Raw genomic sequence first — 13,626 nt, forward strand, 5'->3', positions numbered from 1 at the left:
CGGCCTGTCATTCCGGTTGAGCGATCTTGAAGCCTTGAGGTTGCGGCTCGAGCCGAATCATCCGCTTCATCTTCCATTCGAACGCCAGCGTCAGGCTCACCGCTGCGCAGGCCAGGCCCAGCGCCAGCCCCCACCAGACGCCGGTCGGCCCCCAGTGCAGATGGAACGCCATCAGCCACGCCGCCGGCGCACCGATCAGCCAGTAGCAACCGAGCCCGACCAGAAACGTGGTCTTGGCATCCTTGAGCCCGCGAATGCAGCCCATGGCAATCGTCTGCGTGCCGTCGAACAGTTCGAACCACGCTGCCACGGCGAGCAGGCTCACGGCCAGACGAATCACCTCGGCAAACGCCGGGTCGTTATGGTCGAGGAACAAACCGACCAGCTGATTCGGCAGTAGCCAGAACACCATCGCAAACCCCAGCATCACCACCGCACCGAAGACGATGCCGACCCGCCCGGACATCCGCGCATCGCTCAATTGCCCGGCGCCGTAATGCTGGCCGACGCGCATGGTGATCGCATACGACATCCCCGCCGGAACCATGAATGCCACCGAGACGATTTGCAGGGCGATCTGGTGCGCCGCCAGTTGCGTGCTGCCCATGGTGCCCATGCACAGCGCCGCGAAGGCGAACAGCCCGACTTCCACCGCATAGGTGCCACCGATCGGCAGGCCCAAACGCCAGAGTTCTTTGAGGTACTGCCGGTTCGGCCGCGACAGGCCTTCGCGCAACGGGTACGCGTCATAGGCTGGATGCCGACGGATATGCCACGCCAGCGCCAGTGCCATGCAGTTGGCGACAATCGCCGTGACAAGGCCGATGCCTGTCAGCCCGAGTTTCGGCAGGCCGAACATGCCGGTGATCAGCGCGTAATTGAGCAGGAAGTTGGCCACCGTGCCGGCGAGGCTGATGACCATCACCGGTGTCGCCCGGCCGATGGCGCTGGTGAAACCGCGCAGGGCCATGAAGCTCAGGTAGCCGGGCAGGGCGAACGGCAAGGCGATCAGGAATTGTCCGGCGGCGTTGACGTTGGTCTCGGTCTGACCGAACAGCAACAGCACCGGTTTCAGATTCCACAACAGCAGCCCGGCACCGAGCGCCATCAGCCACGCCAGCCACAGCCCGGCCTGAGTCAGGCGGGCGGCGCCAATAATGTCGCCGGCGCCCTGACGAATCGCCACCAGAGTGCCGACCGCCGCGATCACGCCAATGCAGAAGATCGACACGAACGAATAACTCGCCGCGCCCAGACCGCCGCCGGCCAGTGCTTCGGGACTGAGGCGGGCCATCATCAGGGTGTCGGTCAGCACCATCAGCATGTGCGCCAACTGCGAGGCGATCAACGGCCCCGCCAGCCGCAGGATGGCCCAGAGTTCGGTACGCACAGGACGCTGCATGGCGTTCACATCCTTATAAAAGAGGGAGCAAGAGACCGTCGATTCTCAGGGTTTGGCGCAGGTTGCACAAAGGGATAAAAAGGATGGGTGGCATGATTAAAACTCATCCTGCCGCGATTCTGCTAAGTTGGCGCAATCCCGCCATTGGAGCGCTGTGCATGTCCCGTCGTCTTCCACCCTTGTATGCCCTGCGCGCATTCGAAGCGGCGGCACGCCACAGTTCGTTCACCCGGGCAGCCGAGGAGTTGTCGATCACTCAGAGTGCGGTGAGCCGGCACATCCGCACGCTCGAAGAGCACTTCGCCTGCCGCTTGTTCCACCGCAGCGGGCGCAACCTGCAACTGACCGAGTCGGCGCGCCTGCTGCTGCCGGGCATCCGCGACGGTTTTGCCGCGCTGGAACGGGCCTGCAATACCTTGCGCGCCGAAGATGACATCCTGCGCATGAAAGCCCCATCGACCCTGACCATGCGCTGGTTGCTGGCGCGGCTCAGTCGCTTCCGCCATTTGCAGCCAGGCAACGAGGTGCAACTGACCAGCGCGTGGATGGATGTGGACTCGGTGGACTTCAACAACGAGCCGTTCGATTGCGCGGTGTTGCTCAGTGACGGACATTTCCCGCCGGACTGGGAAGCCAGCCTGCTGTTTCCAGAGGAGCTGATTCCGGTCGGCGCGCCGAATCTGCTCAACGATCAGCCGTGGGACGTGGCGCGGCTGGCCAGCGCCGAGCTGCTGCACCCGACTCCGGATCGCCGGGACTGGCGTAGCTGGCTGGAACACATGGGGCTGTCGGATCAGGTGTCGCTCAAGGGCGGGCAGGTGTTCGATACCCTGGAACTCGGGATGATTGCGGCGGCTAGGGGCTATGGGGTGTCCATGGGCGATCTGCTGATGGTGGCCGAAGACGTTGCCCAGGGACGCTTGAGTCTGCCGTGGCCGACGGCGGTCGCCAGCGGACTGAATTATTACCTGGTGTGGCCAAAGACCCGTCCGGGAGGTGAACGTTTGCGTCGTCTAAGCGACTTCCTGCAAGGCGAAGTCCGCGCCATGACGCTGCCGGCGGTCACGCGCTTGAGCTGAAACGTTCGAGCCTGCACAATGCCGGCCTTTCGCTATACCCCTGCTGATCGCTCAAGTATTCGGTTTTACCGCCGAATACGTGCATGTGGAACCGTCGTGCCGGTCTCCACGATTCACCCCCACTATTAGAAAATTTCCGAGTCGGGATCAAGGAGGATCCCGTGGCTCGGCCAGGAGCTGTCCATGTCTCAACCTCGCGCTCGGATCGCCTCGCAGCTGGGCCTCGCGCTCGCCGTGATACTGGCGATAGTCATCAGTGGCAGTACGGTGTTCGCCCTGCGTTCGCTGGACACCGCCAACCTCGCCACCCGTGAAGAACACCTGGCCAGCGAGGCACGCCTGCTCGCCGATCAGCTGAGCACTTTTCACGGCACGCTGCGTGAAAGCACCCAGCGCCTGAGCGGGTTGTTCGAGAAGCGCTTCAGCGCGGGCCTGAGCATTCACCCGAGCGAGCCGGTCAATGTCGCGGGCACCCAGACTCCGGGCCTGCACCTGGGCAGCGAAGTGTTGAACAACAACTTCAAGGAAGTCGACGAGTTCAAGCAGATGACGGCGGGCGTTGCCACGCTGTTCGTGCGCAGCGGCGAAGACTTCATTCGCGTCAGCACCTCTCTGAGCAAACAGGACGGCACCCGTGCCATCGGCACCGTGCTCGACCACGCCCACCCGGCCTATGCGAAGTTGATGGCGGGGCAGGGCTACGTCGGCCGCGCCTTGCTGTTCGATCGTTCCTACATGACTCAGTACACCCCGGTGCGTGACAGCAGCGGCAAGGTGATCGCGGTGTTGTTCGTCGGTTTCGATTACACCGACGCGCAGAACGCCCAGTTCGCCAATCTCAAGCGCTTCCGTATTGGCCAGACCGGCTCGCTGGCGTTGCTGGACGAGAAGAACCAGTGGCTGGTCGCGCCTGCCGGCGTGCAGGCGCTGGATCAAGCGCTTCCCGTAATCAACGGTTTGGCGAAAGCGCCGGGTAAAGGACAGTTCTGGAGCGACAAGTCCGAAGACTTCTACAGTATCGCCGTGCCGTTCGAAGGCGGCCCGTGGTCGGTGGTGGCGAGCATGCCGAAAGCCGAGATCCGCGCGGTAACCTGGAGCGTCGGCACTCAGCTGGCCATCGGCAGTCTGCTGGCGATGTTGCTGGCGGTCGGTTCGGTGGTCTGGTTGCTGCGCAGCAAGCTGGCACCGTTGAGCGATCTGGTACGTCAGGCCGAAGCCCTGGGTGCCGGTGATCTGAGCGTGCGTCTGAGCGTGTCGAGCAACGATGAAATCGGTCAGCTGTCGCGCGCGTTCAACCAGATGAGCCAGGCCCTGTCGACCATGGTCGAGCACATTCGCCGCGCCTCGGAAGAGGTCAATCGCCGTGCTCAAGCCCTGTCTGGTCTGTCTGGCGGCGCGTATGAAGGCATGGAGCAACAATCCGGCGAGATCACCAGCATGGCCGGTGCCGTTGAAGAGTTCTCCGCTACGTCGCTGAACATTGCCGACAACATGGGGAACACCCAGCGTCTGGCCCAGGAAAATGCCCAGCAGACCCAGATCGGTCGCACGTCGATGGAAGAAGCGTCTTCCTCGCTGGAGCAGATTGCCGGCGCGCTGAACACCACCGCTACCGTGATCAACACGCTGGGTCAGCGTTCTCAGGAAATCGGCGGCATTGTCAGCGTGATCACCTCGATTGCCGAACAGACCAACCTGCTGGCGCTCAACGCGGCCATCGAAGCCGCCCGTGCCGGTGAACAAGGTCGCGGCTTTGCCGTGGTGGCTGACGAAGTGCGCAATCTGGCGTCGCGCACCCGTCAGGCGACGGATGAAATCTCCGGGATGATCCACAGCATCCAGCAGGAAACCGGCAACGCCATCAGCACCATGGAGCAGGGCAACGTGCTGATGCAGGAAGGCCTGTCGCGTAACGCCAATGTCGCTTCGGCGCTGGCGCGGATCGATGAGCAGAGCCGTTCGGCGGGGCAACAGTTTGCGGCGATCACCACCGCGACCCAGGAACAGAGCAGCACCGCGACGCTGTTGAGCAGCAATCTGCAGAGCATCGCGATGGCCAACAGCGAGCAGCGCGAAGTGGTGTCGAACCTGGCAATCACCGCCAAAGAACTGGAAGGCCTGGCAGCCGACCTGCGTCAGGAGGTCGACCGCTTCCGCTGAGGCGACGTATCGGCTTACTGGTACGCGGAGAGGTCTTCGCTGGAGTCGACCTCTCCCCATTCTCCGCTGTAGGCCACGGCCGCGACCGGAACCCGCCCCGCGTCGATGACACGTTGCAGGGTGTTGGTCATGTGCATCTTGTCGCGTTGTTCCGGGGTCAGTTCGGCTCGTAGCCGAACGACCTCTGCCCAGCCCTCCGGGGTGAAGCGCAGCAGCCCCATATACTGACCCTGAACTTCGTCCACCGATTGCGGCTTGTTGCCGATTTCGGCCAGCGTGCCGGCGTCGGTCAGGCGGAACGTTTCGGCATCCAGCAACGGATCGCCGAAACGCTGCGTCCACAGTGCCAGCCAATGGGGGTCGTAGGTGACGGCCAGCGATGCTTCGTTGGTCATCAACGACCTAACGGCGTCAGGGCTGTAGAAAATATCGGAATAACTCACGATGCACGGCTGGCCCTGCAGCCAGGATTCGGCGCACGCCAGCGACGACACCATGTTGGTGTCCGCCCAGCGTGGGTTATGGAATTCGATCAGGCCACGCTCGGCCAGCAACTCTCTTTTATAGCCGGTCACTATGGCGATTTCGCTGATGCCCGCCGCGCGCAAGGATTCCAGCTGCCATTCGAGCAGTGGCTTACCCCGCAATTCGACCAGGCACTTGGGGCGCTCATCCGTGAGGCTTTTCATGCGACTGCCACGTCCGGCAGCCAGAATAATGGCTTTCACAACACGTCTATCCCGTGAGTTATTGAAGGGGGTCGGGTTCGCCGAACAACAGCCGGATACGTTCAAGGTCGTGGGCGGCAAAATCCGCTTCGCGCTCCGGGTGCCACATCCAGCCTTCCCAAGGCAATTGAAGGTGGCGGATGGCTTCGATTTCACCGTCTTCGCTGCGCGCCATGACGTCGAAACCCTGCGGGCAACCGGCAAGAGCGAGGCCGTGATAGCTGTTCACCTCGGCGACGATCCGGCCGGACAGCTGATGCCGGGTTCGAACATGACCGGTCACCGGTTTCAACTCGCCGCCAGCCTCGTGCGCCAGCATCTGCATGCCGCGACAAATGCCCAGGACTGGCAACTGACGTTCGCGAGCGTGATCCAGTAACTCGCTCTCGGTACGGTCGCGGGGCGGGCACTGACCGATGTCATTGCCACCCGACAGCACAATGGCGTGTGGCGCGACGGCCGCCAGCCAGTGATCGAGCGGCAAGCCGTTGGGCACGGGTACCGGGATGAAACCGGCTGCCAGAAGGAACCCGATCAGTCGCTGATCCAGTGCATCCCGGGTTTCTTCGCGCTCTGGATGGCTGTCCACCCGTTGACTGACTGCGACCACCTTCATGTCATCATCTCCACCCGGCGGCCCGGGCAATCCAGGTGCAGGGTATCCGCGGTCGACCAGCGCCGGTAAAGCACTTCACCTGCCCCAATGACGGCCGGCAGGCCAAGCTCGCCGGCACGGATCGCCATGTGCGAGTTGGCGCCGCCCCAGGCTGTGATCAATCCGGCAATCGGGTAGGCGAACAACCAGTCGAACCCCGGATCGGCATTGGGAATGCAGACGATGGCCCCGGCGAGTTTGTCCCGGTCGTCACACAGTACAACCGGTGCGGTCACACGTTTCTGGGTGATGAAATTGGGCGCCGTTTCCGGCCACTCGAAGCTCCAGACATCTTCCGGCCGGGTGATCACCGGCGGCAGGGAGACCTTGAGCGTCTCGGCATAACGCGCCTTGCCCTGCTCGATGCTGCGCAGCAGCACCTCTTTGGGATCCGCTGCCGCCACGTGCAGTTCGGTGAAGGCGCGGATGTCGCAATAGGCCAGGTCTTCGCGATCGATACCGTGCTCGGCACCGACTTGCGCAATCAGGGCAAGGGCATCGGAGAGATTGCGGGTGAAGTGAAACTTGGCCAGCTCCCGCAGTTCGATACCGTTCTGCAGGAAGTCCAGCAAGCCTACCGGATCCGGCTGCAAGCCATGGGCTTCGAGCAGTTTCACGATTTCGCGCATCTGTGGCAGCGTCAGCGAAAACGGTTGCAGCGGTTCCGGGGCGGCCGGACGTTGAGTCCAGTCGAAATAGAGTTCCGGCGCTTCGTCGTAGCGGGGAGAAAGGATGTCGTAGGTGCCCGGCCGCAGATGGCCGTAACGGGCGAGGAAGGTCGTCTTGTCGAGCGTCGCCCGGTCGCGCGCCAGCTGCCCGCTGACGGTTGAAACCCCTGCCATGAACGCATCGTAGTCGGCCTGCGAGAACACGCCCACGGACACCAGCGACCTGAGCATCTGCACGGCGACGAAGCCCGCACGGGCCAGGCCGGCGAAGGGCAGGGTGCCGTAACGTTTTGCGTCTTCCAGCAGCCAGTAAATGCGCTCCAGCGGGTCGGCGTCGGAGGCCAGCAGCTCTTCACGACGGGCATTGAGTACATCCAGCTTGTTGGCATCGCTGCGCCACAGACCGTCCTTGGGATGGACGATGCGATTGGTCAGCTTGCGCAGGCTGGTGCTGATCGCTTCCAGCTCGTGGGGCTGAAAGCCTGCATCGGCGAGGCGCTCCAGTTGTTGCGAGAGATCCAGGGTGTAGCACGAGAACACGATTTCGAACTCCACCTTGTCGTGGAGTGTCGGTTCGGCCAGTAATCTGTCGATGTAATAGTCGACCAGTCGTCCCGCCAGATCCTCATCGAGGTCCGCCGGAATGAACGAGTTGAACGACAGGCGCACATCGATATAGGGCAGGCCGAAAAAGTGCGGCATCAGCGGAAAGCTGCGCAGATTGCGATAGCCGTAGTTGTGCCGCTGGTAGGCCCAGATGGAGTCGGTCACCAGATCCCGGTACAGCGAGAGCGCCAGCGGTTTGGGCCGGATTCCGATGATCTCCGCCGGGTTCCAGTCAGGCATCACGCCATAGACCGTGCGCTGGCCGATCAGGAACGGATGCGGTCGCATGCCACGCGCGACTTTGCGCTGAATGCTGTCCAGGCGGGCCGATTGCTCTGTATCGGATTCCGGACGGGAGGGCAGAATCAGCGGCCGGGCCTGTAACAGCCAGAGCGCTTCGCCTTCGGTTTCACGGGTGACTGCAAACTCGCAGTCGACAGGTCCGCCGCCGAACAGGTCCAGCAACTCTTCGAGCAAACCGACCACAGGCGCGAGCGCTGTGGGCGCTGAAACCATGCTGTGGGCGGCCTGCTGCCAGAGCCGACCGCCCATGCCACCGGTCACCGAGGCGGTGTCGCTGCCTTCCGACCAGTTCACCACGCGATACGGCGCGCAGGTGTTGGGGTCGTGGGAAAAGGCCACGCCGGAGCGCAGCACATTCCCCAGCATGGGCTGGATCAGGATCTCGTCCGATGGATACACCTCGCCATAGCTGTCGATCACCTGTTCAACCGCCGAGGCCAGCCCTGCGTCATCGACATCCGGGATCGACAGGAAGGCGCCCGCGAAGGACGCCTGGGCGCTGTCCTCGCGCCCGCAACTGGAACGCACGATCCACGGGGCGGCCGGCAATCGTTCCCGGATCGCCTGGACACAGGCTTGCCGATCCCGTCGCCAGTCCGCCACAGTGAATGCCAGCAGCGGAGCAATGCGGGCCGAGGTGAGCCGTCCTTGCAGGCTGGACAGCGTCCCAGCCTTGGTAGAGAAATGCAGGGCCATCAGGCGTTATCTCAGCTGGGCGACCCAAATGTTCGTCGAGTACGGGATCTGGATCGAAGGCGTCTTCAAGCCTTTGAGGTAGTCGTCGATGGCGCTGATCACTTCATGGAAATTCGCACCGGCCTGGCGCTCCAGCGTCGCGTGGGAGCGCCAGGCTTCCAGGCATTCCTCGATGCTCTGCTCGTGAATGACGCGGGCATCCAGGTGCACGACCGGGCCGAACAGTTCGCTGGCGTCGATCACGGCCGTCTGGTCTTCGCGGCGGGTGCCGTAGCCATAACCGGGTACGCGTTCCTTGATGATGGCTTCGATCCGGGCCTGGATCGGGTCTTCGAGGTTGCGGTGGTTCCACATGCAGGCGAACCAGCCCCGCGGCTTGAGAATGCGCGCGGTTTCCTTGAGCGCCTGCTGGCGGTCGCAGACGTTGAACGAGCTGCCGAAGGTGACCATGTCGAACGCCTGGGTCGCTTGCCCGGTCGCTTCGCCGGTGCCTTCGTGCCATTTGACATTGGCCAGCTCGGCGGTGCGCTTGATGCCGTTGGCGCGCATGGCGTCGTTGGGCTCCACGGCGGTGACGTCCAGGCCGCGAGCGGCCAGCATCAGCGTCAGGTGGGCAACGCCGGCGCCAACGTCACAGAATTTGTCGCCCTGCTCGGCGCCCGCGATCGAAAGCATCGCGTCGATGGCGGCATCGGCGTAGTCAGGACGCTTCAGGTAAGCGTCGGCCAGGGTGGTGTAATCCCATTCGGTTTTCATGCCGGATTCCTTGTGTGAATTTTATTGAGTAGATCGTCTGCCAGGTCTTGCCTGGAGCGCAGGGGGTCGAATTCAACCAGCCAGTCCGCTGCCTGCGGTTCATCCACAGGCAGGTCGAGTCCGGCAACGTTGTGCAGTTCTCCGGCGTGAAACCGGCGGTAGATGCCCTTGGGGTCGCGGCGAGTGAGTTCTTCTACCGGGACTTTGAGATAAACCTCGAAATAGCCGGGCAGATGGGTGCGGTTCCAGGCATGGACTTCATGAAACAGCGAAATCGTTGCGATCACCACGGTGTGACCTTGCGCGGCGATCATTCTGCAGAGGTGGGCGTATTGCATGGCCAGCGCGAGTCGGCCTTCGCGGCCATGGTTTTGCGAGTTGTTCGCAGTGGCGCCGAACACCTCGCGCAGCTCGTCGCCGTCGAGCATTACAACCGATTGGCCGTTGCTGCGCAGACGGGCTACGACTTCAGCGGCCAGCGTTGACTTGCCGGCGCCTGAAAGGCCCGTAATCCAGATCACTTGTGCGTTAGGGTTACATTTCATAGCGTTCTGACCCGTGTCCGGTTTGGATACCTGGCGTGATGAACCTGCTGCCGGTTCAACACGCGATGCAAGTATTCAGTCACGTTCTTTTAAGTTGCCAAAAGAGTCGATGGTTAGTTGGCAGAACATCGAGTCGTGCCTGTGTTCAATCAAGTCGTGAAACACATCCTGCGGTAATGGCAAGTTACTGTATTGACTCTCATAGAACTTCTTGTAAATGAAGTAGCAGTCTTCAGAGGACATCAGGCTGAAACCGAGTGCCAACTCTTTGAGTTCGTCGCCGTTCTTGGCGATGGGCAACAAGTTGTTCATCTGCTGCAGCCAGACCTCGACAGTCGGATTGGACTCGTCGGTCGTCGGAACGTAATAGATCGGCAGCTTGCACGTGTTGAGCATGAACGAGACACCGCCGGTCGAGGCGTCGGTGATGATGGTGTCGCACTGTTGATAGAAAACCGTGCTGCTGGTGCCTGCCGTGTCGATGGTGATCCATTCATACGCAGAGAGCTGGCTGCACAGGTCCTTCAGGGTTGGATGCTGAAGGTCGGCCATGTACGGACGCAGGATGAACCGGGCGTGAGGGATCTGTGATTTGACCGCGTTGATCACGGTTTGCAGGTTCTCGTACAGGGAGGCGCCGCTTGGGCAGATTCCCAGTTGGGTCGGCAGCAGTCCGACAACGAAATCATCCGACGCTTTGTCCGACCCGGGGGCGGATTCGAAGAATTTCGGAACCTTGATGGGCAGAGTCGCGACCGGACTGGTCTTGCGCAGGTCGGCGCGCAAGGCTATGCCATCGGCAATCAGCGATTTCAGGGCCTTTCTGTCGGGTCTGTAGCGTTGCAGGCCCGATCTGATCAGATCAAAACCCGATCGGGACGAAGAAATGACCACATCCCAATAGGACGTCAGTTCGGCGTAGTAATACTTGTCTTTGGTCGGCATTCCCACGTTGCCGTGGGTCATGAAAATACCGAAGTTTGAATCGTCGAGCAGTCGGCCAATCCAGGCATCGTTTGAAATGACGACTTGTGAGGCCAGTTTCGCGATGACTTCGACGTCCACCTGCTCAACCGGATAGTCAAGGATCTCTTCTGCCTCGTGCCTGCTCAGGCCGGTCTTGTCGGTTTGCAGCACGATACAGTTGTAGGTATGGCGCAGGGCATTGAGCGCCGGGATCAGGTATTCGAGGTAGGTTTTTCCGCCACGGGTGACATTGCTGATCAAATAAACGTTTTTCATTATTGATTTGTACTTATAAAGTTTGCCGTGGCAAAAAAAAGCTGGATCGGCTGGATTGTGCGTAGACAATTAATTGATTGATATTGTCTTCGTGCGTTCGCCATTCAAAATCTGTCATCGGCAGTTGTTTCAGTCTGCCGTTTCAAGACGATTTTAATTGATCAAGTATATTGCGCCCGCTGGGCTGAAGAGATCTTTTCCATGATGTGTTGCCTCCATTTTATATTGCTTTAAAGTTTGAAGTTTTTAACTAAAAGCTCTGGTGCCTGATGAAGAGCGCCGTCGTTATATCACATCTTGGCTAATGGCTATCAGTGCGTGCGGACTTTATTTTCAGCCGGCACAGATTGCTTTTAAGCAGCCTGTCCATCCCTTCATTGCGTCGCCGGACGATACTGAAGCGCTTCGGCCAGATGCTCACGGGAGATGGCATCAACCTTCTCTATATCGGCCAGTGTCCGTGCAACCTTGAGCAGCCGATGTGCCGAACGCAGCGACAGGGTCAATCGCTCACAGGCTGACTCCAGCCAGTTTTCATCGGCTGTGGATAACTTGCAGTGCCTGCGTAACCCCGACAGATCGAGAAACGCATTGGCGCAGCCCTGGCGTTTTTGCTGTCGCTCGCGTGCTTCGGCGACCTGGATTGCCGCCGTGGCACTGTCCTCTCCGGGTTTCACTGCCGGATTCAAGGCAGTGGCCTCTCGCGCAACGGTCAGGTGCAGATCGATCCGGTCCAGCAACGGCCCCGACAGTTTGTTGCGATAGCGCTGCACCATGTCCGGGGTGCACGAGCAGCGCCCGGTCGGCTCGCCAAGATATCCACAGGGGCAGGGGTTCATCGCGGCGACGAGCTGAAAGCGTGCCGGAAAGCGCACCCGCTCCTTGGCCCGGGAAATCACGATGTGTCCAGACTCCAGTGGCTCTCGCAGGACCTCCAGCACCTTGCGATCAAACTCCGGCAATTCGTCGAGGAACAGCACGCCATGGTGGGCGAGGGTGATTTCGCCGGGCTGGGGTTTTGAACTGCCACCGACCAGTGCCGGCCCGGAGGCCGAGTGATGCGGTTGGCGAAACGGGCGCTGCGGCCAGTGAGTCAACGGTGCGCCGCTGGCGACGGATTGAATCGCTGCCACTTCCAGCGCTTCAGTCTCGGCCAGCGGTGGCAGCAACCCCGGCAAACGGCTGGCCAGCAATGTCTTGCCTGTCCCCGGTGGCCCGCTGAACAGCAGATTGTGGCCGCCAGCAGCGGCAATCAGCAGCGCCCGTTTGGCGGCCAGTTGACCCTGTACTTCATTCAGGTCGGGATAGGGTTTGGCGGCATGGATAAGCCCATCCGAGACATAAGGCTCGACCGGTGTATGCCCATTGAAATGCGCCACGGCCTCCAGCAGATGATCGACCGCAATCACCCTCAGTCCGGACGCCAGACAAGCCTCCTCGGCATTCGCCCGTGGCACCACCAGCGTCCGCCCGGCCTTGCGCGCCGCCAGCGCCGCCGGCAACACCCCGCGCACCGCCCGCACTGCGCCGGATAACGCCAGCTCACCCAGACACTCCACGTCATCAAGCGTCAACGTCGGCACCTGCACACTCGCCGACAGAATCCCCAGCGCAATCGCCAGATCGAACCGCCCGCCATCCTTGGGCAAATCCGCCGGCGCCAGATTCAACGTGATCCGCCGCGCCGGAAACTGCAGACCGGAATTGATGATTGCACTGCGCACCCGATCCTTGCTCTCTTTCACCGCCGCTTCGGGCAGGCCGACCATGGTCAGCGAAGGCAAGCCGTTGGCCAGGTGGACTTCAACGGTGACGGCGGGGGCATCCACGCCAATCTGGGCGCGGCTGTGGACGATGGCGAGGGACATGGTCGTTCCTTGAGTTGAATCGAGGGGCCGCTTCCTGCGGGTTTTTGAAGGGTAGTTGAGCCGGGTTCTAGCGTTTGAGTAGAGGTTTACAAGACGTATCAGAAAGCGGTTGTGCGGCCCGATGCATTCATCTTCTGCCTGCTAACAGACCACTTGGCTCAAGCTCAGGTCCGCACGTAATGGCAACTTCAATAAGCCTCCGTTGATTGGCTGACAAATTTCCAGTCAGTCGAAGTGCTTCGAGGTGTAGTTCAACAACCTGAAGTAGCTTTGTCTTTCTCTTTTTATCCTTCACAGAGACCTCCTTTCTGATGGGTGTCGCTAATGTAATGACAGGCGTAAGGACAACTTAAATAGGCGCAGACGCTGATTTTTGTAGGGGCATGCCCTAATAGTTGTAGGACGCCAGCGAAAGCGACTCGACGGTCTTGTATCGCAAAGTCGGATGCTCCAGTTTGGCCACTCAATGCAGCCTCTGGAGGCGAAAAATGAACAACAACGGTGTGCGCCCAATCCATCCGGGCGAGGTTCTGAATAAGGAATTCATGGAGCCGTTGGGCATGACGGTCATGGACTTGGGCATGCCCACAAACTGGCCTGAAACCGAGATCGAGAAGCTTGTGAAATGCCAACTCAGGATCTGCACCGATCTGGCAATCAGGCTGGCCATTCACCTCAACACCACGCCTGAGTTCTGGATGAATCTTCAGTCGACTTACGATTTGCGAAAAGCTGAAGTTTAGAGAGGAGTTTCCGTCCGTGATCAAGTTGAGTGGCTGGCGCATTGCGCTTGATCTGAATCCAAGGTCTTACGGCGGGGAGCTGAACAGCTGCTGTGACTACTCCTCAGAAACCGATTGTTGCAGCTATCTCAAGGCGAAAAAAAACCGCCTTGAGGAGACGGTTTTCAGTTGCAGG

At 60.8% G+C, this 13,626-nt stretch carries 11 protein-coding genes; 3 read left to right on the plus strand and 8 right to left on the minus strand.

Features of this window, described 5'->3' with window-relative positions; translation table 11 throughout:
* Positions 1-7: 7 nt before the first annotated feature.
* Positions 8-1,402: a NorM family multidrug efflux MATE transporter gene (locus M5G18_RS21055; protein ID WP_262158870.1), complete on the minus strand. Its 1,395-nt coding sequence runs from the start codon at positions 1,400-1,402 to the stop codon at positions 8-10.
* 158 nt (positions 1,403-1,560) lie between these two features.
* Here M5G18_RS21055 and M5G18_RS21060 point away from each other — a divergent pair, with 158 nt between their 5' ends.
* Positions 1,561-2,481 carry a LysR substrate-binding domain-containing protein gene (locus tag M5G18_RS21060; protein ID WP_085606083.1) on the plus strand — a complete coding sequence of 307 codons (921 nt, stop codon included), beginning with the start codon at positions 1,561-1,563 and terminating at the stop codon, positions 2,479-2,481.
* A 183-nt stretch (positions 2,482-2,664) separates the two neighbouring features.
* Positions 2,665-4,641, plus strand: a complete 1,977-nt coding sequence (locus M5G18_RS21065; protein ID WP_273896067.1) for a methyl-accepting chemotaxis protein — start codon at positions 2,665-2,667, stop codon at positions 4,639-4,641.
* A gap of 14 nt (positions 4,642-4,655) precedes the next feature.
* On the opposite strand, the gene M5G18_RS21070 is transcribed toward M5G18_RS21065, so the two are convergent.
* The 7 genes from M5G18_RS21070 to M5G18_RS21100 all read right to left on the minus strand — a co-directional run bounded on the left by M5G18_RS21070 (position 4,656) and on the right by M5G18_RS21100 (position 12,708).
* Positions 4,656-5,369, minus strand: coding sequence for a phosphocholine cytidylyltransferase family protein (locus tag M5G18_RS21070; RefSeq protein WP_273896068.1), 714 nt, complete (start codon positions 5,367-5,369; stop codon positions 4,656-4,658).
* Between the two features lie 19 nt (positions 5,370-5,388).
* On the minus strand, positions 5,389-5,985 hold the full coding sequence (locus M5G18_RS21075; protein WP_273896069.1) for a gamma-glutamyl-gamma-aminobutyrate hydrolase family protein: 597 nt from the start codon (positions 5,983-5,985) through the stop codon (positions 5,389-5,391).
* On the minus strand, positions 5,982-8,297 hold the full coding sequence (locus M5G18_RS21080) for a PEP-utilizing enzyme (protein ID WP_273896070.1): 2,316 nt from the start codon (positions 8,295-8,297) through the stop codon (positions 5,982-5,984). Before M5G18_RS21080 ends, M5G18_RS21075 begins: the two co-directional genes overlap by 4 nt.
* 6 nt (positions 8,298-8,303) lie before the next feature.
* Positions 8,304-9,053 carry a class I SAM-dependent methyltransferase gene (locus tag M5G18_RS21085; RefSeq protein WP_273896071.1) on the minus strand — a complete coding sequence of 250 codons (750 nt, stop codon included), beginning with the start codon at positions 9,051-9,053 and terminating at the stop codon, positions 8,304-8,306.
* Entirely contained in the window at positions 9,050-9,598 is a 549-nt protein-coding gene (locus M5G18_RS21090) for an adenylyl-sulfate kinase (protein WP_273896072.1), read from the minus strand. The genes M5G18_RS21085 and M5G18_RS21090 overlap by 4 nt, the downstream gene beginning before the upstream one ends.
* Before the next feature lie 75 nt (positions 9,599-9,673).
* On the minus strand, positions 9,674-10,840 hold the full coding sequence (locus M5G18_RS21095) for a hypothetical protein (protein WP_273896073.1): 1,167 nt from the start codon (positions 10,838-10,840) through the stop codon (positions 9,674-9,676).
* 374 nt (positions 10,841-11,214) lie between these two features.
* Positions 11,215-12,708 carry a YifB family Mg chelatase-like AAA ATPase gene (locus tag M5G18_RS21100; RefSeq protein WP_273896074.1) on the minus strand — a complete coding sequence of 498 codons (1,494 nt, stop codon included), beginning with the start codon at positions 12,706-12,708 and terminating at the stop codon, positions 11,215-11,217.
* 488 nt (positions 12,709-13,196) lie between these two features.
* On the opposite strand from M5G18_RS21100, the gene M5G18_RS21105 reads away from it, so the two are divergent.
* A complete protein-coding gene (locus M5G18_RS21105; protein ID WP_273896075.1) occupies positions 13,197-13,451 on the plus strand; it encodes a HigA family addiction module antitoxin in 255 nt (84 codons plus the stop codon).
* The last annotated feature ends 175 nt before the right edge of the window (positions 13,452-13,626 follow it).

The organism is Pseudomonas aphyarum (assembly GCF_028657055.1).
Classification (GTDB): domain Bacteria; phylum Pseudomonadota; class Gammaproteobacteria; order Pseudomonadales; family Pseudomonadaceae; genus Aquipseudomonas; species Aquipseudomonas aphyarum.